Origin of the sequence: Candidatus Alcyoniella australis, from assembly GCA_030765605.1 — a bacterium.
In the GTDB taxonomy this organism is placed as follows: Bacteria; Lernaellota; Lernaellaia; order JAVCCG01; family Alcyoniellaceae; genus Alcyoniella; species Alcyoniella australis.
The window spans coordinates 1-24,684 of sequence record JAVCCG010000117.1; the positions used below are offsets into that span (position 1 = coordinate 1).

22 protein-coding genes are annotated in these 24,684 nt (G+C 61.8%); 10 read left to right on the forward strand and 12 right to left on the reverse strand.

The window, feature by feature from the left end; genetic code table 11:
* The 10 genes from P9M14_13915 to P9M14_13960 form a co-directional block, all read right to left on the reverse strand.
* A partial coding sequence (locus P9M14_13915; protein MDP8256841.1) for a hypothetical protein occupies positions 1–1,015 on the reverse strand: 1,015 nt, incomplete at its 3' end.
* Positions 1,008–1,640 (reverse strand): hypothetical protein, encoded by a 633-nt coding sequence (locus P9M14_13920; protein ID MDP8256842.1) that lies wholly within the window; start codon positions 1,638–1,640, stop codon positions 1,008–1,010. The genes P9M14_13915 and P9M14_13920, both read right to left, overlap by 8 nt.
* 132 nt (positions 1,641–1,772) lie before the next feature.
* Positions 1,773–2,465, reverse strand: a complete 693-nt coding sequence (locus tag P9M14_13925; GenBank protein MDP8256843.1) for a hypothetical protein — start codon at positions 2,463–2,465, stop codon at positions 1,773–1,775.
* 155 nt (positions 2,466–2,620) lie between these two features.
* On the reverse strand, positions 2,621–3,250 hold the full coding sequence (locus tag P9M14_13930; protein MDP8256844.1) for a tetratricopeptide repeat protein: 630 nt from the start codon (positions 3,248–3,250) through the stop codon (positions 2,621–2,623).
* 221 nt (positions 3,251–3,471) lie between these two features.
* A complete protein-coding gene (locus tag P9M14_13935; protein ID MDP8256845.1) occupies positions 3,472–4,158 on the reverse strand; it encodes a hypothetical protein in 687 nt (228 codons plus the stop codon).
* A gap of 78 nt (positions 4,159–4,236) precedes the next feature.
* Positions 4,237–4,893 (reverse strand): hypothetical protein, encoded by a 657-nt coding sequence (locus P9M14_13940; protein MDP8256846.1) that lies wholly within the window; start codon positions 4,891–4,893, stop codon positions 4,237–4,239.
* A gap of 235 nt (positions 4,894–5,128) precedes the next feature.
* Positions 5,129–5,659, reverse strand: coding sequence for a hypothetical protein (locus P9M14_13945; protein ID MDP8256847.1), 531 nt, complete (start codon positions 5,657–5,659; stop codon positions 5,129–5,131).
* A 2-nt stretch (positions 5,660–5,661) separates the two neighbouring features.
* Entirely contained in the window at positions 5,662–7,665 is a 2,004-nt protein-coding gene (locus P9M14_13950) for a GMC family oxidoreductase N-terminal domain-containing protein (GenBank protein ID MDP8256848.1), read from the reverse strand.
* 179 nt (positions 7,666–7,844) lie between these two features.
* Positions 7,845–8,705, reverse strand: coding sequence for a hypothetical protein (locus tag P9M14_13955; GenBank protein MDP8256849.1), 861 nt, complete (start codon positions 8,703–8,705; stop codon positions 7,845–7,847).
* Positions 8,706–8,797: 92 nt separating this feature from the next.
* Positions 8,798–9,664: a hypothetical protein gene (locus tag P9M14_13960; protein MDP8256850.1), complete on the reverse strand. Its 867-nt coding sequence runs from the start codon at positions 9,662–9,664 to the stop codon at positions 8,798–8,800.
* A gap of 346 nt (positions 9,665–10,010) precedes the next feature.
* On the opposite strand from P9M14_13960, the gene P9M14_13965 reads away from it, so the two are divergent.
* Together P9M14_13965 and P9M14_13970 are read left to right on the forward strand one after the other, a co-directional pair.
* Positions 10,011–10,292, forward strand: coding sequence for an enoyl-CoA hydratase/isomerase family protein (locus tag P9M14_13965; protein MDP8256851.1), 282 nt, complete (start codon positions 10,011–10,013; stop codon positions 10,290–10,292).
* Positions 10,211–10,621, forward strand: coding sequence for an enoyl-CoA hydratase/isomerase family protein (locus P9M14_13970; protein MDP8256852.1), 411 nt, complete (start codon positions 10,211–10,213; stop codon positions 10,619–10,621). The genes P9M14_13965 and P9M14_13970 overlap by 82 nt, the downstream gene beginning before the upstream one ends.
* Here the strand turns inward: P9M14_13970 and P9M14_13975 are convergent.
* Positions 10,610–10,996 (reverse strand): hypothetical protein, encoded by a 387-nt coding sequence (locus P9M14_13975; GenBank protein MDP8256853.1) that lies wholly within the window; start codon positions 10,994–10,996, stop codon positions 10,610–10,612. The two genes, P9M14_13970 and P9M14_13975, sit on opposite strands and share 12 nt — an antisense overlap.
* 382 nt (positions 10,997–11,378) lie before the next feature.
* On the opposite strand from P9M14_13975, the gene P9M14_13980 reads away from it, so the two are divergent.
* The 6 genes from P9M14_13980 to P9M14_14005 are packed head-to-tail and all read left to right on the forward strand — an operon-like array spanning position 11,379 to position 19,997.
* Positions 11,379–13,148 (forward strand): radical SAM protein, encoded by a 1,770-nt coding sequence (locus tag P9M14_13980; GenBank protein ID MDP8256854.1) that lies wholly within the window; start codon positions 11,379–11,381, stop codon positions 13,146–13,148.
* The gene (locus tag P9M14_13985) at positions 13,145–14,902 is read left to right on the forward strand and encodes a radical SAM protein (protein ID MDP8256855.1); all 1,758 of its coding nucleotides are present in this window, start codon (positions 13,145–13,147) and stop codon (positions 14,900–14,902) included. The genes P9M14_13980 and P9M14_13985 overlap by 4 nt, the downstream gene beginning before the upstream one ends.
* Entirely contained in the window at positions 14,899–16,716 is a 1,818-nt protein-coding gene (locus P9M14_13990) for a radical SAM protein (GenBank protein MDP8256856.1), read from the forward strand. Before P9M14_13985 ends, P9M14_13990 begins: the two co-directional genes overlap by 4 nt.
* Positions 16,709–18,361 carry a radical SAM protein gene (locus P9M14_13995; GenBank protein MDP8256857.1) on the forward strand — a complete coding sequence of 551 codons (1,653 nt, stop codon included), beginning with the start codon at positions 16,709–16,711 and terminating at the stop codon, positions 18,359–18,361. Before P9M14_13990 ends, P9M14_13995 begins: the two co-directional genes overlap by 8 nt.
* Complete coding sequence (locus tag P9M14_14000) at positions 18,358–19,836, forward strand: methyltransferase domain-containing protein (protein ID MDP8256858.1); 1,479 nt, start codon at positions 18,358–18,360, stop codon at positions 19,834–19,836. The genes P9M14_13995 and P9M14_14000 overlap by 4 nt, the downstream gene beginning before the upstream one ends.
* Before the next feature lie 2 nt (positions 19,837–19,838).
* Complete coding sequence (locus tag P9M14_14005; GenBank protein ID MDP8256859.1) at positions 19,839–19,997, forward strand: DUF5989 family protein; 159 nt, start codon at positions 19,839–19,841, stop codon at positions 19,995–19,997.
* 58 nt (positions 19,998–20,055) lie between these two features.
* Here the strand turns inward: P9M14_14005 and P9M14_14010 are convergent, their stop codons facing one another.
* Entirely contained in the window at positions 20,056–20,928 is an 873-nt protein-coding gene (locus tag P9M14_14010) for a radical SAM protein (protein ID MDP8256860.1), read from the reverse strand.
* 321 nt (positions 20,929–21,249) lie between these two features.
* On the opposite strand from P9M14_14010, the gene P9M14_14015 reads away from it, so the two are divergent.
* Positions 21,250–23,904 (forward strand): HEAT repeat domain-containing protein, encoded by a 2,655-nt coding sequence (locus P9M14_14015; GenBank protein ID MDP8256861.1) that lies wholly within the window; start codon positions 21,250–21,252, stop codon positions 23,902–23,904.
* 23 nt (positions 23,905–23,927) lie between these two features.
* The gene (locus tag P9M14_14020; protein MDP8256862.1) at positions 23,928–24,680 is read left to right on the forward strand and encodes a hypothetical protein; all 753 of its coding nucleotides are present in this window, start codon (positions 23,928–23,930) and stop codon (positions 24,678–24,680) included.
* Positions 24,681–24,684: the final 4 nt, after the last annotated feature.

A 24,684-nucleotide genomic window follows, 5' to 3' on the forward strand; every position in this document is an offset into this window, starting at 1 on the left:
GCGGCAGGAACGGCGCGCGGGTAAACAGCGAGATCTGCTCGCCCTGGCCGCCGGGCAGCGGCGGATAGAGCGCCAGATGGCGCAGGTTGATCGAGAAGGTGACGGCGAATCCGAAAACAGCGAGCACTATCGGCCAGGGCTTGAGCAGCTTGCGTTGGTACATGCTCAGGCCCACGCCGAAGACCATCAGGATCGGCAGGAAACGCAGGCCCATGCCCGAGACCAAGCCCAGTAACAGCCCCAGAGCCAGCGGCCCCGCGGACTGAGTAATCAGCAGGTAGAACAGCACCGAGCTGGTGGCCAGCGCGATGAAGTTGCGGTCGAGCACCGGTGTATTGAGCACGAAGGGGTTGAGTACGGCAAAGGCCGCGGCGATCAGGGCGTAGGCCCGCTTTTTCAGCAGGTGATGGACGCTTAAATAGCTGAAGCAGGCCAGGGTCGCGGCAAAAGCCGCGTGCACGCCGTGGATACCGTATTTCTTGAAGATCACCAGGGCGGTGGCGGGCCAGGGCACGTTGCCCGGGGTGGAGATGATCTTGTGGATCTGCTCCAGGCTCTCGGCCTGCGGTAGTCCGGGCGCGGCCATGGTCTTGAAGATCATCAGGTAGAAGCAGTAGGCGTCGTTGCGCAGGATCCAGGAGTAGACCTGGAACATCAGCTCGTCCTGGGTGTGGAACACCACGTAGAACGCGGCGCTGCCCCCGGCGATGCACAGCAGCAGCAGGTCGTCGAGCTTGGGCAGGGCGAGCCGCAGACTACGAAACCAACGCCACAGCGGAATGATGAAGATCAGCGTTGCCACGGCCGCCACGTTCATCAGGATTTGCAGCCTGATTAGCTGGCCGAGCATCAGCGCGATCCAGGCCGCGGTGAAGGGCACCACCAGCATTGAGACGAACAGCGTCAGCGCCACCTTGGCCCGCGTGGGAAGGTCGCTTTTAGCGAACAGCCAGTAGCCCAGGCCGATGCCCGGAAGTACGTAGAAGAACTCGATCAGCAGCAGGATTTTAAACACTTTCCCCAACATCAGCATTTTGTAGCGACCGCTTGTGCGCGTTGCGCAGCGTCAGTCCCGCGCGGTCGCAAAGGTTTTTAATGCTCGATCGTTTTTTCGGATTGCACTCAATGGAGAGGGCTATCGCCGCCTGGTACGCCCTGGCCAGGGCCCGGTCGCTTCTAGTAGACGAGCGCCCGATGATGCGTTCGAGATGATACAAAGCGCGGTCCACCAGTCCCAGGCGCCTGCACAGTGAGAAAATCGACCAGCGCATTACAAACGTCGCGCTGTTGAGGTTGTTCATCCGTTCGGAGTTGATGATGAACAGCTCCTTGTGCCGCAACGCCTTGCCGTAATTGCCGCGGTTGAAATGGATGGTGCCCAAGCCCAGGTGCGGGCAGGTTCCCTGGGGCCGGGCTTTCCAGTTGTCGATAGCCGCGGTGAACAGTTCCTCGGCCAGCTGCTCGTTCCCCTCGTGGTACAGGTAGACCTCGCCGAGGAAAACCTGGTTGCCGTAGTCGTCCTCTCCCTTGATCGAGCGGATCACCGCCTGCACCGAGGGATTCGATAGGTTCCCGAAGTCGAGGGCCGGATGACCATCAAGAAAGGCTTGGAGCGGATTGTGCCCGTAGAGATCGATCATCCGTCTGCTGCCGACCTCGCGCTCGACCGCCTTGGATGTGAGATCGTCAGCAGGATCAGGGCCGCGAGGGACAGCGCGCGCAATGTCTTGGAACGCATGGCGGCGCTTCGGGTCTTGCCCGGGGGAGAAGGATTATCGGGCATCGGCCACGTTGTCGGCGTTGATCAGCAGGCTCAGCCGGGCGATCAAGGCGGACTTCAGTGTGCGACTCGCCGGCCGGTCTTGGTCCTCGGGAAACGAATCGAGGATTTGCAGCGCCCGGCCGTACTCCCCGAGTGCGATTCGCAGCTTGAGCACTTGCCAACGTGTTTCGCGCACGATGTAGTCGTTGATGCCGTTGGCGTCGGCGTAGGTAAGGTAGTTTTCCCACTCGTCGGCCGCGGACTTGTAGTCTCCCGACTGGAAATAAACCAGGCCGAGCCCCTCGTTTGGGCAAAACACTGCCCCGTTGCCACGCTGCTGCTTGTTGATGGTGCGGACCAGCTGCCCTGTGACTTGGTTGGAATGGCCCGGATCCGCGCTGGAGTACTTGTAGGCCAGGAACATCGCGTCTGATTGGTCGCCGGCATAGGTGCTGCGCAGCACCGACTGCACTACCGGATCGTCGGTGTCAAAGTAATCGAGTTGTTGGTTGTAGGTAAACAGCACGCAGATCATGTTGATCGTCGGGGTCATCGATGCCTGCTCAATGCCCGTGTTCAACATCAGCGACCAGCTGGACAACATACAGATCGAGACGCACAGCACAGCCAGCAGCAGCGCCCGCCAGACGGAACTTTCACGTACGGTTATCAGAAGTTGTGCGATCCGTCGAGTAGCGAACATACTGATTGGTCCGGTCGGATTGTCTGTTGACTCCATAGATTCACGGCAGGCGAACCTGAGTATACCTTGGTTGCGGTTCAGTACTCCAGCCGGAGACGGTCGCATCGCGCGTTGCGAAATAAGTGCCGGGAGGGGACGGAGCTGCATTTTAATGATCAAGAGGTATGGGGATTCGTGTCGTAGTCTTGCATCTGGCGTATGGCGATCGATGAGAGCATTGCGTTGGCAATGGCCCGGTTGTAGTTCTTGGTAACCCGCTCGCCGAAGGTCTCGATCCGTTGCCGTGCCTTGTCCAAGCGACCCTGCTTGGAGTAGGCCAGGCCGAGCCGCCAGTAGGATGAACGGGTCCCGGCATCGTTGGAGCCGAGCCGCTCGGCGTTTTTCAGGTAGATCTCGAGCTGCTCGATGCCGGTCTGAACGTCCCCGTTGACAAAGGCGATCACGCCCAGCCCCTGATGGGGGCAGGTCGGCGGCGTTCCGTTCTGTTCTGATTTATCGATCGCCTCGCGGAACAGCTCGCTCGCCAACTCGTTGTGGCCCGGGGTAAGCATGTAGGTCTCGCCCAGGTCTTTGAGCAATCCCGGGTCGGTGTCGGCCCTGGCCGTTCGCAGCATCGCTTTGACCAGCGGGTCGTTGCGATCATAGAAATCGGTCTGCGGATTGTGGCTAAAGAACTGCCAGACCAAGTCGGTCTCGCTCACGGGCGAGCCCGGAGGCTGATCGAATTTGATTCGCTCCCAATCGAGCCGACTTTCGAGGATCGAACTGGCCGAGGTTATGCTCAACAGCAGGATCAAGGCAAAGCAGCAGCAGAGGATCAACCTATTAACTATTACCAATTTGGTGATAGTTGGTCTTGAAAAGCGGAATCGTTTCATAAAATAGAACTGCTGCCCAGCGGACTCCCGCCGGACTCTATTGTGTCATCATTTCCTTTAAAACTGATGATATAGGATGTGGAGCAGCACTGTCCAGTATTATGCAATCACAGTCTGCAGCTGCCGGGTCAGTCGGGCGTCATTGAGGCTTGCAGCGTGGCACAGGCCCACAGCAGGCCGGCACAGAGCCTGTCGTTGTGAGATTGCGCCAGGAGCGCGGCGGTCGGCAGATGGCGCAACGCCTGTTGCGGGAGATCGAGCCTGATCAGCAGCCGGATCAGCGACCAGCGTGTGATGCCGGTGTTGTCGTCCTCCACATCCGTGGCCGCGGCGTTGGTCAGGTAGGTCTCCCAATGTTCGATCGCCTGATCATAGTCGCCGTTGCGGAACATCAGCGTGCCCAGACCCTGGTGGGGGCAGGTCGGCAGCTCGCCCTTGGCGTAGATCCGATCCAGGGCTAGATAAAAGTAGTTCTCGGCGTCTTGGCGTTGTTCGGGCAATACCATCAGCTCCTCGCCGATGTCCACCAGCAGCTGGGGGTCGGAGTCGGCGTAGGCGAAGCGCTTGAGCGCCTGCACGTAGCGGTTTGAAGGGTCGTGAATGCTTACGTTTTCGATCTGGGAGAAGAAAGTCCAGACTGCGTTGATGTCATCGGGCGGGGAGTCGCGGTGGTTGAGGTCGTACTCGAAGTCCACGGCGTCGCGCATCTGGTTCGAGATCAGGGCAAAGCTGGCCAGCAGGGCGCCGATGAACAGCAGCGTGTACAGCACTCGGACGATCGAGATGTATTTCGGTCTCGCGCTATGCTCTGCCATTGGTCTCATCCAAGCGATCAGGCTATGCAAACTCGGATGTGCTGTCCAGCCTCGGCGATTACGATTTCGAATGATGGATTATTCATCGCCTCGCATTGTCTGGGCCCTAAGGCGCAGGGCCGCGCGTAGCGCATGGGCCAGGGCACGATCTTGGTCGTTGCGGGCCAGGGGGATGAAGCTCTGAACGTAGAGCAACGACTGCTGGTCGTTTCCCTCGATAAAGTGCACTACGGATAGGCTCCAGCGGATCAGATAGGTGTTGTCGTCCTCGATGCCCACCGACTCGGAGTTGCCGATAAAGGTCTCCCATTGTTTCAGGGCGGACTCGGTCTGTCCTTGAGCAAAGAAGATCGTGCCCAAACCGTGGTGCGGGCAGGTGGGCACGATGCCCATCTGTTCGGATTTGTTTACCGCGTCGCGCAGAAAGTCCTCAGCCTGGTTTTCGTACTCTGGATTATCGAGGTAGGCCAGGCCCATGTCGGTCAGCAGTTGGGCTTGATTCTTGATCAGCGCGTAGCGCACCAGCGACTGAACCAGCGGCTGGGAACGGTCGAAGATGTCGGCCCCCGGGGTCAGGCCGACGAACTCCCAAACCAGGGTGGTATCCCGCGGCCCCTCGATCGACTGCGCCATCGCCTGCTCGGCGGATAGGTCGAGAGCCGAGTAAGCCAGCAGCAGCCCGACATTACACGCCAGCAGCAGGCAGAACAGTGCTACAAGTGCGATGCGTCTCATGTGATATGGGAAGTATATTACATCGGCGCTCGTACGCGAATCAGTGAACGGAGGAGGGGGTCTCGCGCAGAACGCTGGTCGTAATCCGCGAGCTTTGCACCGGCTCATAGCCGGCCCTGCTCGCGCATACCCAAACATTATTACCCACCCCCACCATCGTCCGATGCGGGGCGGGTCGTGGCATTACGACCAGCGAACTACGCGAGCCTTACGGCGGCTCCAAGCCGCCACCGGCTCAAGGCGCTTGGCGGTGTCGTTCGAGGATGAAGTACGATCCCATGGTCTTTATCGGTCCGACCCTGACGTAGGCCCGTCCCAGGTAGAGGTCCGGATTTTCAGGATCGATCTGGACCAAATAGTCGCGCAACACCCAGGTGAACGTTTGGAGAGGGTTGTCGCCGTCGCCGTAGTCCAGGAACAGCGCGTGGGGATGGGCCGCGTCCTCATCGTCGGCCTGGTACGCCTTAACCGAGTAGAACCCGTAACGCTTGGGCGTCTCGTCCGAGGGTTTGGCGATCCAGGGATTGTCCGCGCCGTTTTGCTTGATCGGCACGTTGTAGCCGAAGGGCTGGCCGTCCTTTTGGAAGAAGCCCTTGGTGAATTTCTGAAACCCGAGCACGCGGGTGAACCCAGGATGGTTGTAGCCGCGGAACTCCCAGCCCGCGAGCTGCTCGAACTCCGGCGTTGTGCCGGCCTCGAACACTGCGTCGAGCTCGCTGGTCTTCATTTTAATCAGGTCTTGCATCGTGCGTTTTTCAGCGCTCATCGCTAGAGCCCCTCGTGGATCTTCTGCGCCATGCGGTCGGCAATGGCCATGATCGTGAACATCGGGTTCACGCCGGTCCCCTCGGGCAGGATGCCGGTGTCGGCGATGTAGAGGTTGTCGTAGTCGTGGCACTTGCCCGCTGGATCGACGACGCTGGTGGCCGGATCGCCGCCCATGCGCGTGGTGCCGAAGATGTGGTTGCCCGCGTTGACCATATCCGTGGCCTTGAGCGGGAAGGTTTTGATCAGCTGGGCCTGTTCGCTGCTGTTGATCATCGAGGGCACGCCGTGCAGGCCCGGCAGAATGTAGTCGGCGCCCGCGGCGAAGAACAGGTCGGCCAGGGCCCCCAGGCCGCGCTGGATCACCTTGACGTCGCGCTGGTCAAAGTTCCACTTGATGATCGGATTCCAGCCGCGCTTGGCCTTGACCGTGCCGAAGGAATGCTTGGTCCTGACGATCGTGTCCCAGGGCGCGAAGTTTTTCGCCATCGCCAGGTGCTCTTTATGCTTGAAACCGAAGTCCGGGAAGCGCACCGCCAAAATCGGCAGCGGCGACCACAGCACCTCGAGCTTGAATCCCTGATCGAGGAAGTGCAGCGACTGCCAGCCCTGGGTCGCGCCCTCCCAAGGATTGACCGGCTCGGGGAAGAATCCGCCGATGGCCGCGCCGGGGTGGTACTGCAGGTTGCGTCCGACTTGGCCGCTGGAGTTCGCGGCCTTGTTTTTTTGCAGGATCAACGGAGTGGCCATCACGCCCGCTGCCAGCACCACGGTCTTGGCGATGATCGTCAGCGTGTGCCCCGCATTGCCTTTGCGATCCACGGCGCGCGCGCGCATGCCGCGTACGCGACGCCCCTCGATCAGCAGCTCCTCGCCGCGCATCGATGTGTAGACCCGGCCGCCGGCCTTGATCAGGTCCGGCACGTAGTTGAGGTCCATCGATTTTTTTGCACGGGTTGGGCAACCGGTGAAGCACTCGGCGCAGCCCTTGCACCCGGTCTCGTTGCGCTCGATCGGCTGGTGGTCTAATCCGAGTTTCTCACAGGCGTCGCGGAACAGCGTATTGCGAAGCCCCAGCGACTCGTCGGCCACCGGACGAATGCCCAGATACTGATGCACGCGGTCGAAGTGCGGGTCGAGCGCCTCGCGGCTGATGCCCTCCAACCGGTGCCGCTCGCTCCAGCCGCTGTAGATGAAATCGGGCGGACGCGCGCAGATCGCGCTGTTGGTCACCGAGGTGCCGCCCAGGCAGTTGGCAGCCATGTTGGGCAGGAAGATGTTGCCCTGGGCCACGCGTAGACCATCCTCGCGGCACCAGCGGTGCATCGACTCGCCGGGCTCGAGCACGAAGTCGTCGGGACCGAAGATCGGACCCTCCTCGATCAGCACTACGTCGCGGCCCAGCTGCGCCGCCTCCTTGGCCACGATCGCGCCCGCGGGGCCCGAGCCCACGACCAGCACGTCGCAGCTCTCGCGCAGATCGCCGCTGTAGTCCTGGTACTGCTTGACCCCGGCGTAGAAGTCGACCCCCTCGGCCTCGGGCACGAGCTGTTCGCAGCCCTCGGGCCGGTAGACGCCCATCTGTTTCTGAACTTCGGCGTCGTCAAGGTAGCCCATGCTGAACAGCGCGCGCACCGAGGTGAACATCGTGCGCCGCAGGTAGAGCTTGCTCTCTTCCCAGCCTGCGAGGTAACGCTGCCGCTCCTCAACGCTGAGTTGGCTGAAGCGACGCCAGCTTGGCACAAAGATCAGCGTGGCCTGTTCGAGCATCACCAGCAGCGCCTTGATGCCAAAGGCGTAGAACGGCGCAATCTTAACGATGTACTCGTCGATGTACTTAAGCACTCCGGCCTGTTTGGCCGAGGGGCTGATCGCCCCGCCCTCGGGCAGCATCGCCTCGCCGATCGCCTCGACGATTAGCTGCTGGCGGCGGCTTAGATTTTTCGCCCGTGCATCAACCGCCGGATAACTCAGAAACAGCCGGCCTACAATTGCGAAGCCGACCACACCAACCGCGATACCGATTAGAAAAGTCATGGGAAGGGACATTAAGACCATGTCAGATCAAGGTCAATACCAGGACCGATTGATTACGCAGCAAGTCGATAAAGCGATGGCATAATTATCAAGCTAATCAATAGATTAGAGTATAAACCCTGATGTAATACTTTAGGTCGGTCGCGCTGCTACCAGCTGCCGCCCAGAGCCAGCCCGGGGTAGAGCATCCAGTAGTTGATGCCCGGCCCGTTATGGTACATGCCCACAAGCTCGGGCGTAATCGAGAAGTGTCCCCAGTGAAACTCGCTGCCCACGATCAATCCCAATTGATGGAACGACAGGCCGTACTCGATGGTGTGGTCGAACTCCTGGTCCAGGCCGCTGGTCTTGCGTCGGTAGTCGATGTCCGCGTAGTGGTAGACGTAGAGCGGGCCGATGTAGGGCGAGACGTGCTCGCCTTGGCGGCCGATGAGCAGCGGCAGTTCCGCGCTGAGCACGTAGCCGCTATAGGAGTCCTCGGCCTCGCCATCGCCGATGGTGTTCTCCGATTGATCGCCCTTAATGTCGCGGAAGCCTACTCCCGGTGAAATGGACAGCGCGCCGCTGTCGCCGAACTCGGCCAGCAGCACTTTGGCGTTGAGTCGGCCGTAGAGCGATGCGGTCAGCCGCGCTTCAATGTCGACCCGATCATGCACTCCCACGGCGTAGAGCAGCTCGAAGTCCGGCGCCAGCCCCAAGGTCGGGACGTAGAGCATGATCAGTACCGATTCGGTCAACACATCCTCGAAGATGTCCTCGAGGTCGTAGCCCACGCCGTTCTCGCGGGCCCAGTCGTACATCTCGTCGTTCATGTCCAGTTCGATTTCCGAGTAGACCGGGAAGATCACGTCGTGGGCCGCATTGGCGCCGATCATCAGTTTCATCTCTCCGGCGCCCAGGGTGTTTGCCGTTTGGTAGCGGTTGTAGCTCACCGGCGCGCAACCGACGCACAGCAGGCAGGTGGCAAGCAGCAGGCACAACGAGACTTTGATGGAACGGGTAATAATCATCACAATCCTCCGGGCAATGATTGTAAAATAAAAGCCGCCCCGGCGGGCGGCTTTTTTATTCTAATGGTTTGAGGCCGGAGTCCGGCGAGTTCCTACCAAGTCGCGCCCAGAGCCAGTCCGGGGTAGACCGAGAACATATCGAAGTATTCGTTGGTGTGGTACATGCCGACCACTTCGGGGGTGATCAGGATATCGCCCAGATGGAACTGCACGCCTGCGGCCAGACCGATTTGGTGTGCGTAGAACTGCTCGGTGATCTCGGTCTTGTAGGTCGGAACCACGTTGGCGTCGCGGGTGTAGTCCATCTCGATGAAGTGGAAGGCGTAAATCGGCGCGAAATAGGGCGCGACGTGCTCGAACTGCCAGCCGAAGATCAACGGCAACTCGGCGGTGTAGCCCTGGCCCTTGTAGGAATCGATGCACAGATCGTAATCGAGCTTGTACTCGCGCTCCTTGATCCAGTGCCAACCCAGTCCCGGCGAGATCGAGAACGCGCCGCGGTTGCCCAGCTTGGCGAGCATGATCTTGGCGTTGGCCCGCACGTACAGCGTGCCCGAGACCCGCAGCTCGAGGTCGATCTTGTCGGTCAGCCCGGCGGCGAACAGCACTTCCACGTCGGGCTGCGCGCCGTCAAAGCCGATATCTTCGAAGTCGTCCCAGAAATCGGAGTCGTTGATCTTGTCGGCCAGGTACTGGTACTCCGGGTATTCCAGAGCCCAGACGTCGAGCTTGTCTTCCATCTCGTCGATCAATTCCGGGGCGAGTTGGGAGGCCATGTCCGAGCCGAGGTTGGCCGCGACCATCAGCTTCATCTCACCTTGGCCCAGGGTCTGTGCGGTCTGGTATCGGTTGTAGGTGAAAGGCGCGCAGGCGGAGAGCATGACAATTGCTGACAAGGCCAGGATGGCAAAAAACGACTTCGTCAACCCGGGGTTGCCGCGGAAAAGCATCGATCTCATGTTGTCTCCTCGGATCGGGATAATTGACGGATGCCCCGTATGGTAAGCGACAGGACTGGAGAATAATTAACATCATCGCATCGGCAATTGCAACCTGATCGGTGTGATTGACAAAAGACTGAACAGGGCGGCTTTGGGCCAGCAGTTACGAGCCGCACCTAATGTACGACGGCGCACCATGCTCGTGGCTCAGCGGCGCTCGATGTCGATCTCAAAGGCGACCTTGAAGAAATTGAGCTGTTTCCAGAACAGTACGCGATTGGGCGCGGGCAATCACGGCCCGGCGTATCGATCGAGACCGGATTGCTGCATTGGTGAACGTGACGAATCCAGACTGGAGACCCGGATGGAATATGAACATATCAAACTGACACAAGACGATGGCGTGGCCGTGCTGACCCTCGACCGTCCGGAAGAGGGCAACGCAATCAATACAGCGATGATCGACCAGGTCGAGCAGGCCTGCCACAGGCTCGAGGACGAACGGTCCTGCCGCGCGCTGGTGATTCGCGGCTCCGCCTGTGCCGCGGCATTGATCTGCGAGATATTCCGCGCGACGCCAAGCCCGACATCCACGGGTTCGCGCGCTGGGAGCGCGCACTGCACGCCATCGAACGCCTGCCGCTGAACACGCTGTGCATCTACCACGGGCAGTGCCTCGGCGGCGGATTGCAGCTTGGCTTGGCCTGCGACGTGCGCTTGGCCACGGACGATGCACGCCTGGGGCTGCACGAGGCGCGCTACGGTTTTCTGCCTGGTATGGCGACTTTTCGCCTGGCCAAGTTCATTGGCCTGGGGCGAGCGCGGCGCATGGCCCTGGGCGGCCGGATTGTGGACGCGCAAGAGGCCGAGCGCCTAGGCACGTTCCGCTTTTACGGCAAGGAGATGATCGCCTGGCGCTTCGACCTGAAGCGTTGCGAGCGCGTCGCTCAACTGACCGAGCCGCTATCGGATTGAATCCCGGCGCGACAGTGCGAGCTGCCACAACAGCGGCAGGGCGCGCAGGTATTTTCCCAGGTCGGAGAAACGCCGGATCGAGCGCAGGTGGCGCAGCAAGGTGATCGGTCGCAAATAGAAACGACGGTAAAAGCGCCGATGGGCCGCGACGAGCTGCCGGGCGCTGAGCCCGTGTGGTACGAACACCGGTTGGAAGTAGGTGTAGCGCGACAGGTCGTCGGTCAGCAGCGTGCCGTGCTCGCGGTACTGCTCGTACTGCGGCGTGCCGGGCATCGGCGTGTTGATTTGCACGGTTAGGTCCTTAAGCGGTAGCGAGAGAGCGAAGCGCAGCGATTGATCGAGAGTACGCTGGGTCTTGCCAATGTGCCCGACCATGAACCCTTGACAGCAATGCCCACGCGATCCGCGTCGCGCGCTGGACGCCGTGTTCCGGGCAGTGCTTTTCCAGCCACACCGCGCCGTCGTCCACCACCACCCGCGCATCCACGATCTGCACACAGATCGGGCAAGTGCCCTTGGTCGTACGAAGGACTTCCGGCACTTCCATTAGCCGATTGCGCTGCAATGCCTCATCGCGGACAACTCACACGAAGAACACGTCGCGAGACAGTCGGCAACGGACCGGGACGCGGCACATCATCCGACGTTAGTGAGCGCCTCGGATATATCGGACTTGACTGGAGCGCTCCGGCTTTTAAGCTGTCCCCTGTTCGCGCTATGCTTATCGCGCTTTTCGCACACTGGAAACGGGGAACGAGTGAAAGTCCTCTTCGTATATTTCAACGTGGCCACCGGCAACGGTCCGCATTACAACCACGGCATCGGTTCGCTCTCGGCCGTGCTCAACGAGCACGGACACCGTCCGGGCCTGGTGACCGTCGAGCAAACGGACTTCGACCTCGCGCCCGAGCTCGAGGATTTCCGGCCGGACATCGTTTGTCTGAGCTTCAACTCGCACCAGCGCAGTTTTGCACTGCGCGCCGCGCAGCAGATCAAAAAAACGCTGCCCGACGCATTGCTGATTGCCGGTGGAGTGCACGCGACCCACGCGCCCCAGGACGTGATCGATTGGCCGCAGATCGACGTGCTGGTCCGCGGCGAGGGCGAGGGAGCGCTGGTCGACCTGGCCGGCGCGTTGCGTCAGGGTCGGCCCTACGATTCGATCGACAACCTCTGGCTGCGCAAAGACGGCGAGGTGATCCGCAACCCGTTGCGGCCGCTGATCCGCGACCTGGACGACCTGCCGCTGGCCGACCGCTCGATTTTCGACATGCAACGCATTCTGCAGGTCAATGCCTACGAAATGCCGATGATGGCCGGTCGCGGCTGCCCGATGCACTGCACCTATTGCTGCAACCACGCCCTCTCGCGGCTTTACAAGGACAAGGGTTCTTACGTGCGCTTTCGTTCGGTGGGCAACATCCTCGAGGAGATCGAGCGCCTGCAGCGGCAGTACCGCATCGACACGCTGTATTTCGAGGATGACATTTTCACCATCAAATCGCGCTTTGCCGTTGACTTCGCCGAGGCCTATCGCCGGCGCTTCCTGATCCCGTTTCGGATCTACGTGCGCGTCGAGATGGTGACGCGCGAGCTGCTGGCCACGCTCAAGCGCGCCGGACTGTACATGGTCAACATCGGCGTGGAGTCCGGCTCGGAGCGGATCCGCCGCGAGGTGATGAAGCGGCCGATGAGCAACGAGCAGATCGAGCTGGTGTTCCAGTGGTGCCGCGAGCTGGAGATCATCACCCGCGACTTCAACATCGTCGGCGTGCCCGGCGACGACGAGCAGACGATCCGCGAGACGATCGAGCTTAACCAGCGCGTACTGCCCGACCAGATTCAGGTCTCGATCTTCTACCCCTATCCCGGGACGCAGCTCTTTGATCAGTGCGTGGAACAGGGGCTGTACAGCGGCGAGGAGCGCACGACCTACTTCGAGAACGAGTCGGTGCTCGAGTTGCCGACCATCTCCCGTCAACGGATTACCGAGCTCTACCAGGAGTTCTGCGACGAGGCGCGGGCGATCGAGGCGCGCAAGGAACAGGTCGATATGCAGCGCGGCCGCCAAGGCTACTTCGACTTCGTCTCCGAGTTTTCGCGCGCTCAGCGTCGGCGCGGCGACGACGAGATGGTTCGCCTCGACCGCTTTCTGATCAACGGCGATCGGCGTTTCGTGCTGTTCATGCACCCGCGGTCGGCCCTGGTTTATCCGCAGGTGGAGATCCGACCCGACTCGCGGCTGCAACTGGCCATGGCGCTGGACCCCAAGTGTCTGGAGTGGGGCGGACGCGGCGTGCACTACCGCGTGCGCCTTGAGCGCGGCGACGAGAAGATCGTGGTCTTCAACGACTTCATCGATCCCAAGAACAAGGCGATCGACCGCGGCTGGCAGGAGCGCGAGGTGGCGCTGAACAATTTCCCCGGCACCTGGGACGTGGTGTTCATGACCGACCCGGACCGCACCGGCGATTTAACCGGCGCCTGGTCCGGCTGGGGTAGGCCGTACCTGGAGGGGGGCGCGTGAGGGCGCTGTGGCTTTACCTGGACATCGACAGCGGCTGCCCGGCGAGCTACAACCACGGCGTGGGCGATGTGGACGCGGTACTGCGCGATCAGGGGCACGACACGTCGCTGATCTACCTGACCAAGTTGCCCGAGTGCGACGAGCTGATCTCATGGATCGACGAACGCGATCCGCAGGTCGTGTTGCTGCCGGTCAACTCGCACCAATGGGCCTTTGCGCGCACGCTCAGCGATTGGATCAAGGAGCAGCGGCCGCAGGTTTACACGGTGGTCGGCGGGATTCATGCGATCCTGATTCCCGAGCAGGTGATCGAGCATCCGGCGGTGGACTTCGTCTGCATCGGCGAGGGCGAGCGGCCCCTGCCCGAGCTGTTTGATCGGCTCGAACGCGGCGTTGACCCGCACGGAATCGAGGGCCTGTGGTCCAAGCGCGGGTCCGAGCAGGTGCGTACGCAGATGCCGTTGCTGATCGAAGATCTCGACGAGCTGCCGATCTCGGATCGCTCGATCTGGCCGATGGACTTGATCCTCAAACAGAACTACCGCGAGATCACCGTGATGGGCGGCCGCGGCTGCCCCTACCGTTGCACCTACTGCGCCAACTCGGCGCGGATGAAGCGCTACAAGGGCAAGGGGCGCTTCGTGCGCATGCGCAGCCCCGAGCGCTATTTGCAGTTGGTCGAGCTGGTCGATCGGCTCTACGACTTTAAGTCGGTCTTCTTTGAGGACGACGTGTTCACCATGGACCACGATTGGACCAAGCGCTTCTGCGAGCTCTACCGCGAGCGCTTCAGCTACCCTTTCACCTGCTATGCGCGGGTCGAGACCGTGGACCGCGAAATTTTCGCCACGCTCAAGGATGCGGGCTGCGAGATGGTGGCGATCGGCGTGGAGTCGGGCAACGAGAAATTGCGGCGCGAAGTGCTCAACCGCAAGATGTCCAACGACGATATTATCCGCGTGTTCCGCTGGGCCGACGAGTTCGGGATCAAGACCTGGAACTTCAACATCGTCGGCATTCCCGGCGAGACGCCGCAGACGCTGGAAGATCTGTTCGAGCTCAATAAGATCATCCGGCCCAACCGGGCCCAGGTCAGCATCTTCTATCCCTATCCGCAGACCGAGCTCTACGATTTGTGCAAGCGCGAGGGATTTTTGGCCAAGCAGGAGCAGAGCAATTATTTCCACTCCACGATCCTCAATCTGCCGACCATCGATCCCGAGCAGGTTCAGGAGGCCTTCTGGCGTTTCCGCGAGATGTCCTGGAGGATCAAGGCCGAGAAGGAGGCGTTGGGGATTTTCGATTTCGTCGCCGAACTCGAGGCTGCGAGCGTAACAAGCGACGCGCCCGAGCCGGTTTCGCGTCGGCAGTTCAACGTCGAGGGCGACATGCGGCTGGTGCTGTTTGCGCACCCGCGTTCCGAGATCGCTTACGACGTCGATCTTCCGGACGGGGCCGAGTTCCGCGCGGCGATCGCCCTAGATCCGCTGTGCCTAAAATGGGGTGGCGAGGGCGTACTGTTCGCGCTGCTGGTCCAGGAAGATGACGGACCGCGCGAGCTGTGGTCGCGCTACCTGGACCCCAAACATCACGAGTCGGACCGCGGCTGGCAGCAGGTGTGCGTGCCGCTCGACGGGCTGGGCGGCCGTAGGCAGCGGCTGGTGCTCAAAACCCAGACCGCGCCCAGCGGCGATATGACCGGCGCTTGGTCGGGCTGGGGCGACGCACACATCTTTGCGGCGGCGAGCGAATGAGCGGCGTCCAGGTCGCGCTGGTGCAGTGTCCGTTCTGGACGGTGGAGGATCCGCCGCTGGGCATGGCCTATCTGGTGGCCGCGCTACGCAACGCGGAGATCGAGGTTGCGGCCTTTGACTTCGGCGTTGAGTTGCACAACGAACTGCCGCCTGAGATGCGACCGTACTTCCACGCCGACCGCGGCCTGGACCGCGACCGCGGCAGCATCGGCATCGATGAGATGATCCAGCAGAAGATCGAGGGTTGGGCCCAACGCGTGCTAAGCAGCGGCGCTCGGATCGTCGGACTCTCGATATTCTTCACCACCGAGGAGGTCTCGTTCAAACTGGCGCGCGCGATCAGGCGACGCGACCCGCAGATCGCGATCGTCTTCGGCGGGCCCTCGTGCAACCGCAACGTGCACGCCCAACGTTTTATCCAAAGCGATGTGCCCGACGCGGTGGTGGTCGGCGAGGGCGAGCGCACGGCAGTCGAGCTGGTGCGCTCGTTGCTCGAGACCGGCCGCTTCGAACCGGTTCCCGGCGCGCTGGTGCGGCGCGACGGCGAGGTGCTCGACGGCGGCGACCGGCCGCTGATCGAGCCGGTGGACCAGATCGCGTTTCCCGAGTTCGCCGACCTGCTGCCCCTGGGCTACGCCCGCGGCGACGTGCTGTCGGTGACCAGCAGCCGCGGCTGCCCCAACCACTGCAAGTACTGCTCGGAGCGCGGCTTCTGGCAGCGCTACCGCTGCCGTAGCGGCGAGAACCTGTTCGAAGAGATAAAGCTTCACGCCCAGCGCTTCGGCATCTACAAGTTCAACATGGTTGACTCGATTCTCAACGCCGATGTGCGCAAGCTCGAACGCTTCTGCGATTTGGTGATCGAGTCGGGCATCCCGATCCGCTGGTACGGGATGGCCATGCCGCATCGGCAGATGACTCCCGAGCTGCTGCGCAAGATGCGCGCGGCCGGTTGCACCATGCTGCAATACGGCATCGAGAGCCTCAGCCCTTCAGTGCGCAAATCGATGGGCAAGTCCGACGACATCGCGATGGTCGAGCGCGTGCTGCGCGATACGAACGCTGCGGGGATTCGCATCCACGGGCTGATGATCATCGGTTTTCCAGGCGAGCGTCGTCGCGATTTATGGCGCACGATGTGGGGGATCGTACGTCTGCGAAAGGTGCTGGACTATGTGGTGCGGCCCACATGCCCCTGCGTGCTGCTGCCCAACAGCCCGATCTACGAAGAGCGCGAACAGCTCGGAATCAAGCTTGAGGACGAGCTCTACGCTCAGTGGGAGACCGACGATCCGCCGAGCAACTTCGCCTCGCGCTCGCGCGATTTGGATCGCTTCAAACGGCTGCTGGAGCGGCTGAAGATTCCCGGCGAACTGGGCTCCGAGATCTTCGAGCCTGCGCCGGTCGCCTGGGCCTCGCGCGAACGTCTGGACGAGACCCAGCGTCGCGTGCGAATCACCGATGTCAGCGGACCGGCGAGCCTGGCGAACGGTCAATCCCGGACCTACCGCGTGAGTCTGCAAAACCCGAGCGAGCGCTACTGGGCGGGCAGGGCGCTGGCCTCGGGCACGCCCATCGGCCTGGCCTACCACTGGCGCGAGCGCGACGGCTCCGTGGCCGTGTTCGACGACTCTCAACGCGCCTACCTCGAGCGCACGCTGCCGCCCGGCGGCGTGCTCGATCTCGAGATCGAGGTCGCGGCTCCAAAGCGTAGCGGCGCGATGCTTTTGGAGTTTACCCTGGTGCAGGACAACGTCGGCTGGTTCGAGCCCGAGAATCCGCAAGCCGCTTCAATCGAGGTGCATCTTGACTGAGCAGCCGAGCAACAGGGCCGCGCTGATGATCGATCCTTTGGAATTGGCCAAGGCCCGCCGTCGCTATTTGATCCGCAAGGGAGTGCTGACCAAGCGCGCATTCGTCGGCCCGCTGGAGACCTGCATCATCCCCACCTATCGCTGCAACTACCGCTGCGTGTTCTGCGCGCTGGAGTGGGAGGCGCCGGGCAAGAAACCCGACTTGCCGCCGCAGACCATCGAGCGCGTGCTCGAGGACCTCGCAGCTCTGAACTGCGAGCAGGTTTCGTTCACCGGCGGCGGCGAACCACTGATGTACAAGCCGATCGACCGTATGGTGCAACACGCCAGGGAGCTGGGCCTGGCGGTCTCGATCTGCACCAACGGCTACCTGCTCAACGACGAGCGCATCGAGAGCTTCGCGCGCCTGGGCGTGCACCTCTCGATCAGCCTCAACGCGCCGGACGCCGAGACCTACGTCAAGACCCATCCGGGCACCAAGCCCGAGGACTTCGAGCGCATCACCGGCAATTTGGCGCGCTACGTGCGCATCGCCCGCGAGTGCGGCGGTCCGGGCAGCTTCGTCAGCCTGAACTTCGTGATCACCAACCTCAACTGGAACCTGGTGCCCCAAATCGACGAGCTGACGCGGAGCATCGGCGCCAACCAGATCCAGTTTCGATTGATCCAGCCGCGGCCGGTGCACAGCTACCTGTTTCTCAACCCTGAGCAGTTGCAGCGGACGCGCGAGGACGTGCGCCGTGTGGAGCTCGAGTCGCACGACAATGCGACCTACACCGTGCAGGTCTCGGAGATTTTACGCTCCGCGGACCTGCGGACCACCGGCCACGACGCGCGCGGCGACGTCTGCGGCCTGCTAGGCGTGGAGCCGATCGACGACTTGCAGCGCGTGCCGTGCATCGAAGGTTACATCGCCTCTTACGTTGATTCGGACGGCATTGTTTTTCCCTGCTGCCTGCGCTCCTGTTCGATCGAGAATCACTACATGGGCAACGTCAACGAGCAGCCGTTTGCACAGATCTGGAACGGCCCGAGCTACCAGGGATTCCGCGACGAGGCGTTCAACATCGACTACGACAAGGCCGAGCGTACCGAGAATTCCTGCGCCTACTGCCCCAAGGCCAAGGCTTTTCTGTACATGGTCGACGAGCTGGCCCCGGGCAACCTGGCCTGCCAGCAGTCGACATTGATCGACGAGCTGGTCGCGCGGCTCGAGCCGCTGGAACACGCGTTGGGACTGGGCGAGGGGCAGCAGCCGCTGACCCAGGAGGGCTGCCGCGTGCGCTTCATCAGTCACACGCTGCCCCAGCAGGCCCGGCCCGGACAGGAGCTGAGCTGCAGCGTGACGTTGGTCAACAGCGGCGCAGTGGCCTGGCGCGAGTTGTCCGCAGCGGGCGACTCGGCGGTTGGCCTGAGCTATCACTTGCTTGACCGGCGCGGCCGGATGCTCGAGTTCGACGGCCATCCGCGCAGCTACCTGCCGGTCGACGTGCTGCCCGGACAGAGCGTCAGCCTGCAGATCGCGGTGACCGCTCCGCCCAAGAGCGGCCGTTACCAGGTCGAGTTCACGCTGATCCAGGAGCACGTGGCCTGGTTCGAGCAGCGCGGGGCCGCGACCCTGCGCGTGCCGCTGAGGATCGTGTGAGGCAGACCGAACAACAGATCCGCGGCGAGCTGGACTTCCGCAGCTTCCACGGCGAGTTCGTGGATCGCTTTATCGGCCTGTTTCAAAGCCTGCTGCGCATGCGCGTCCCGACTTTCGACCGGCTGGTTTTCGAACGAACCCTGCGGCCGCCGTTTCTCGAGATCGGCGCGGAGCTGGGGCTTAACGGCGCGTTACTCGCATCGCGACACGGCTATCGCGGATTCTGCCTCGACATCAGTCCCGAGGCGTTGCTCACCGGCCGGGAATATCGCCGACGAATGGGATTGGAGCGCGAGGCGATGCTGATCTGCGCGGACGCGCACAACCTGCCGCTACGCAACGACAGCCTGCCCACGGTCTTCGGTTGGGGTACGTTCCACCACTTCCCCGACCCGCTGCCCGTGCTGCGTGAGGCGCGCCGGGTGCTCAACCCGAACGGTCGTTTTCTGTTCGAGGAAGAGCCGATCAAGCGTAGGCTGAGCCTCAATCTGTACAACACCGGCACTCCGCCGCACGAACTACGCTGGTTCGAGCGCGTGCTGTTCCGCCTCGGGCTGCTGCCGTTTATCGCGGTGCCCGGCGGTCGCGACGAGGTGGCGCGCGGGATTCACGAGGGGACCTTCGGCGTGGCGCAGTTGCGCCGATTGCTCGGTGTGTTCGACGAGCAGCATGTGAGCTACACGCCGCAGCTCACCGGCGGAATAGCGGCCGAGGGACGGCCGCTGCGGTGGTTGTTGCCCAGGATGCTTGGCGTACAGCGCGCCTTTGCTTGGGCCACGCGCTGGTTCGGCGGAGCTTCGGCCGGTTGGGCAATCAAGCACACCATCGGCTGTCGAGTGCTCGACGGCGATCCGCGGGTGGCGCTGGTCAAACGCCGCGATCCGTTGGATAGGCTGACTTTGTATTTTGACGCGCCGACCGCTGTGCGGCTGATCGATGGCGGAGGGTCGCCACAGACCACCCAAGACGACGATTCACTGCGCGTGGACCTGCCGCAGGATTGGCGCGACGAGGTCGTGGCCCTCGAGCTGCAGGGCGAGGCGCAACTACTGCGGGTCGACCTCGAGTCCAGCAGCGTGCAAGGGGCGTTCTATTCCTGGCGTCCTGCTGATGAGCACGAGGATGCCGCAACCTTGGAAAGCCGACTGGGCTGCCCGGAGTGCATCACGGTCAGCGATCGCTGCCTGGCCCCGCGCTGCGGTTGGCCCTGCGTGGCCGCCTGTCCCAACGGCGCGCTGACCCGCGGCGAGAAGGGACCGATGCGCGACGCGCAGCGCTGCACTTTGTGCCTGGATTGCCTGCACGCCTGCCCGTTCGGCGTCTTGGATCGCGCGCCGCTTGAGCTCGAGGGCGAGCTTGGCGGCGAGGGTCGGCTGACTTGCCGCGATTGCGGCCGGTCGTTTATAATCCGTGATGGAATCGCAATTTTGCTGACTGCGGAAAAACAACGCCTGATGGGCGATAGGTGGAGATGATAATGGCAAAGATGGGAATCGTCAGGGAGTTTCTCCAATTCCTGGTGGAGCGCAAGCTGATGTGGATGGCGCCGATCGTGATCATCCTGCTCGCGCTGTCGCTGTTCATCTTCTTCACCGAGGGCTCGGTGGTTCTGCCGTTCATATACGCGCTGTTCTAGAACCGATATACGCTTGATATTAAGAGGTTCCGTAGCCCGGCCGGGCTACGGAATTTTTTTACAGCGCGCGCAGGAATTCGGGGCGCAGTCGGCGCTGGTCCCCGGAGTCGATCACCTCGTCGATCATTTGCAGTGCGTGAGCTTTCTGCGCGGGCAGCCTGACCTTGAGCGGCAGGTAGTTGCTGGCGTGGTTGCTGGTGAACAGGCAGTTGTTCAACTCCAATCCGGCGAGCATTGTGCGCAGTTCGCCGAGCATCTCGAACACGCCGGGCATCTTGAAGCTGTTGTCGAGCATCTGTTCGTATAGCGGGCTGCCGGGCACGACCATCAGGGTCAACGCTCCGACGTAGTCCGGCTGCATACTGTTGAGCACTTCGGCGGTCAGCCGCGCGTGGCGCTCGCCGCCGTCCTTGCCCGCGATTCCCAGCAGCACCGTGACCGACAGCAGGATTCCGGACTGCTTGACCCGCTGGGCCGCCTCGATCATCTGCTTGGGCGCGACACCCTTTTTAATCGCATCAAGCACCTGCGGATCGCCCGATTCCAGGCCCAGATAGATGATGCCCAGGCCCAGCCGCTTGAGCTCGCACAGGTCGTCCACGCTCTTGCGCAGGATGCTTTTAGCGTTGCCGTAAATTCCCACGCGCTCCAGGCCGCGGATCTTGTTGCTCAGCCGGGCCATGATCGCGGTCAGCCGCGGCTGGGGGATGATCAGCGCGTCGCCGTCGGCCAGAAACACCCGGCGGTAGGGAAAGAGCGACGAGACCTCGTCGATTTCGGCCTCGATCTGTTGTTGGTCCTTGATCCGGAAACGCGTGCCCTTATAGGTCGGGCAGAAGGTGCACTTGTTGTTCGAACAGCCGTGCGTCACCTGCAGAATCAGGCTGCGGGCCTCACTGGGCGGTCGGATCACAACGCCCTGGTACTCCATGCTCGATCACCTCTTGCGGATTTTGACCGCGGCTAACTTACATCATCGCGCGCTGCTGTCAACACGGATGCTTACACACCCAAAACGCCCGCTACTTGGCACGGCTGGAGACCGCAATCGCTCGAAGCCCCGTAATCGTTCAATTTGACAGTCCCAGCGGGTATATTTATCATCAGAAATACTATTGATCTTAGTATGATATCATTGCCTAACTCGGATTGTTGATGAAGGCTCTTCATAGTAATCCGGGCAAAAGATCCGGAGGATCCGATGACGCAGGCTGGACGAATTGATGCGACGGCCGACATCGGCAGACAGTTAATGACCGCCATACGCGGGGCTAAAACGATCGTCGACCAGACGACGGTTATGACCAAGGTGCTTTCCGACGTCCCGAGCAGGGGATTGGCCGAGATTTTTCTTTACGTGGCGGACAAGGCGACCGAAGACCTGTCGTACGCCAAGGTGATGCTCAACCTGATCGACAACGGACGCTTCCAAGAGGCGACCGACAAGAAGACCTTTGATCAGATGGTTCAAGGGCTGCGCAATTCCGAGAAGGGTAAGTCGCTGGCCAACCTGCTCGAGCGCACAGGCCAGGTGCCCAAGGACAAGGTCAACATCCTGCGCGCCAAGTTTACGATGTACATGCAGTTGCTCAGCCTGATCGCCGAACGCGCCGAGGAGGACGGTCTGCCGCCGCTGAAGGTCAACGCGATCGACTCGGTGAACACCGTGCTCGACAACCCGGATCTGCTGGAAAAAAGCTTCAACGTTGACCTCAACTGGATCAACCGCCTGCAGTGGAACATCGCGAAATCGATCCTCGAGGAGGCCGATTTCCGGCGCAAGGGAGTGATCTACGAGCTGGTGATATCCGACGTGGCGATCAAGACCAACGCCGCGGGCGTCGGCCTGGTCAAGGCCGGAACCCAGGAGGCCGGCGGCGGCGGACTCTCGGACGTCGCAGTGGCGCGCATGGGACAGAACATTATCCGTCGCGTCACGCTGCTGGTGCGGATGCTCGGCATGTACCCGATGGATCACCCCAGCGTCGAGCCGGCGATCGAGACGCTGGTCAATACCCTCGACGAGCTGTTGGGGGAAAGGGAACGGATTACCCTCAGCCGCGTGGGCTCGGACATCCTGGTCGACGACGTGCGGATCAAGCGTCGCAGCAGGTTCCTCGACGACTTCGTCGCCGCGCTGGATACGCGCAACATCAACTCGGTCAGCTTCACCAAGGGCGTGACCCTCGATGAGATCACCGTGTTCATCAGGATCTTCGCCATGACCGAGGCGCAAGTAAAAAAGGCCGGGGGCGCCAAGGGATTCCTGGACAAGATGCACGTGAGCAACATCACCCTCGACCAGTTCCGCTACGGCGTGATCGCGGGCGAGGACGAGCGGATACAGGTGCAGGACGCTCGCGACTCCGGCGACCGTTTGATGTCCAACGTCATCCTCTCCGAAATCGTGGGCAAGATGCAGGGCGGCACCGACATGACCGAGCTCAGCGCCGAGAAGATCGGCCAGGCCTTCAAGTCGCTGTCCCAGGCCGACGTGTCCTCCGATCCCACGGCCCGGCGCTACCTGATGCAGATGGTGCTGGCGATGGACCCCAGCCTGCTGGACAAGACACTGTTCAGCGAGGGCGGAATCCGCGACGAGTTGTCGTGGTCGACCACGCGCAAGATGGTCGAACAGCTGCTGCAGGACATCGCCACCAGCAACTTTGAGACCAAGGTCGCTGCTCTGGACAACATCCTGAATATGACCGATGTGGCCATCGCCAAAAACAAGGACACCACGCTGGTCCAGGTCATCGACAACCTCACCGGCAGGCTCGCGGGTAAAGAGAAAGACCACGAGGTAGTCAATAAAATCTTCTCGACCATGGGCACTCTGGCGCAGAAGCTGATCATTTCCGACAGGCTGATGATGGCTCAGCGCATCGTGCTGGGCTTCGACAGACTGCGCCGCAAGCACGAGGCGGCGCTGAACAACGACAGCGACAGCCTGATGGACAAGGTAATGGTCGAGTCCTCGATCAAGGGGCTCAAGAGCGTCGCCGATGCGGAGACCGTCCAGGTGATGCTGCGCAATCTGGTCGAGGAGGATCGCGAGCACTCCGAGGCGGTCAGCCGCATTCTGCGCGTGCTGCGATCGAGCGAAGTGATCGACGGCCTGTTCAATATGTTCTCCGAAGACGACCGCTCGATTCGCCGCAAGGCGTTTACGATTCTCAGCGACATGGGCGCGCCGGCGCTGGAAGCCTCGCGCTGGAAGATCCGCGAGCTCGAGAACGGTAAAATCTACAAACGCACTGCCCAGGGCATGCTCAGTGACCAGGACTACTTCATCGTGCGCAACGCCATCGACCTGGTGGCCAAGCTCGGCTCCGGGGCCGACGTCCAGACTCTCGCGGACGTTAAGGAGGATAGCGATCCGCGCGTGCGCCGCACGGCGGTGACCGCGCTGCCCGCATTGGGTCCGGAGGTCGCGGCCCAGATCGCCGGGGAGCTGCTTTTCGACAAACAGACCGAGGTCAGCGAGGCGGCGGCCCTTGTACTGAGCAAGCTGCGTGCGCACGATCAGGTGCCCAAGCTGATCGAGATGTTCTATGCCGAGCCGAGCATGCGCAAGACGCTGGTGGCCTCGCTGGCCAAGCTCGGCGGCAAGGAGGCCCTGGAGATGCTCGAGCCCGCGACACACGCTGCGCTGTTCGAGCGTTCGAATTTAGTTAAAATCTACCGCGAAGGCCCAGAGCTGCGGGTGGCGGCGATCAAGGGCCTGGGAGAGAGCGGCGCCGCGGAAGAGCTCAACGGTCTGAAGCGGCTGCTGCGGCGCTACAACATGCCGCTGTTGCGCATCGTCTTCGTGCCCCTAAGCCTCTGGCGGCATCGCAAGGCGATCGTCGACGCGACCAAGGACGCCATCGCCAGGATGGAATATCGACTGCACGGCCGCAAATAATCGATATATCGGGGGAGCACTGAATGTATTTCAGAAATGAGGGAGTCCTGATTGGAACCGCGCTGTTTGTGGCGTTGCTATTCTGTATTCCGGGCGCAACGGCCCAGGATTCCGGGAGTTTGATCGCCCAGGGAGACGCACTGTACTTGCAGCGCTCCAGCTCCGACGATTTCGTGCTGCAGGCGGTCGCCAAGTGGGAGCAAGCGTTTCAGGCCGACCCGGCCAGCGCCGACGCTGCCTATCGCATTTCGATGGCCTACTACTTCCTCGGGCGTTTCGCCCCTGCCGACAAGCGCGAGGCGCTGTACGTCAAGGGAACCCAGTGGGGCGAGAAGGCCTATACGGCCGACCCTCAATCGGCCGGCGCCCACTACTGGTACGCGGTCAACCTGGCCAAGAGCTACGAGGAAAAGAGCACGTTTTCCAAGATGACGATCGTCGGCGACGTCCAAGACAACCTGGCGGCGGCGCTGAAGCTCGACCCGACATTTTGGTACGGCGGGCCGGATCGCGTGATCGGCATGGTCTACTTCAAATCACCGCTGGCTCGCAATTCCACGGCCGTCGAGCACTTGAAGAGGAGCCTGTCGTACGCCCCGAACTACAGCCTGACGTTGGTCAACCTCGGAGAGGTGCTGATCAAGGAAAAAGAGTATAATGCCGCTTGCCAGTACCTGGAGAAGGTGCTGACGTTGACTCCCGACCCCGGATTTGAAAAAGAGCTCGAGGACGACAAACGGCTGGCGCACGAGCTGCTGGCCTCGATCCCCCAATAGGCCC

Bases quoted from the DNA above. Each gene is read 5' to 3' on its own strand.
- P9M14_13960 (MDP8256850.1), bottom strand. From the start codon at position 9,664: ATGAGATCGATGCTTTTCCGCGGCAACCCCGGGTTGACGAAGTCGTTT.
- P9M14_14010 (MDP8256860.1), bottom strand. From the start codon at position 20,928: ATGGAGTACCAGGGCGTTGTGATCCGACCGCCCAGTGAGGCCCGCAGC.
- P9M14_13935 (MDP8256845.1), bottom strand. From the start codon at position 4,158: ATGGCAGAGCATAGCGCGAGACCGAAATACATCTCGATCGTCCGAGTG.
- P9M14_13945 (MDP8256847.1), bottom strand. From the start codon at position 5,659: ATGAGCGCTGAAAAACGCACGATGCAAGACCTGATTAAAATGAAGACC.
- P9M14_13940 (MDP8256846.1), bottom strand. From the start codon at position 4,893: ATGAGACGCATCGCACTTGTAGCACTGTTCTGCCTGCTGCTGGCGTGT.
- P9M14_13965 (MDP8256851.1), top strand. From the start codon at position 10,011: ATGGAATATGAACATATCAAACTGACACAAGACGATGGCGTGGCCGTG.
- P9M14_13925 (MDP8256843.1), bottom strand. From the start codon at position 2,465: ATGTTCGCTACTCGACGGATCGCACAACTTCTGATAACCGTACGTGAA.
- P9M14_13920 (MDP8256842.1), bottom strand. From the start codon at position 1,640: ATGATCGATCTCTACGGGCACAATCCGCTCCAAGCCTTTCTTGATGGT.
- P9M14_14020 (MDP8256862.1), top strand. From the start codon at position 23,928: ATGTATTTCAGAAATGAGGGAGTCCTGATTGGAACCGCGCTGTTTGTG.
- P9M14_14015 (MDP8256861.1), top strand. From the start codon at position 21,250: ATGACCGCCATACGCGGGGCTAAAACGATCGTCGACCAGACGACGGTT.
- P9M14_13975 (MDP8256853.1), bottom strand. From the start codon at position 10,996: ATGGTCGGGCACATTGGCAAGACCCAGCGTACTCTCGATCAATCGCTG.
- P9M14_13990 (MDP8256856.1), top strand. From the start codon at position 14,899: ATGAGCGGCGTCCAGGTCGCGCTGGTGCAGTGTCCGTTCTGGACGGTG.
- P9M14_13955 (MDP8256849.1), bottom strand. From the start codon at position 8,705: ATGATTATTACCCGTTCCATCAAAGTCTCGTTGTGCCTGCTGCTTGCC.
- P9M14_14005 (MDP8256859.1), top strand. From the start codon at position 19,839: ATGGCAAAGATGGGAATCGTCAGGGAGTTTCTCCAATTCCTGGTGGAG.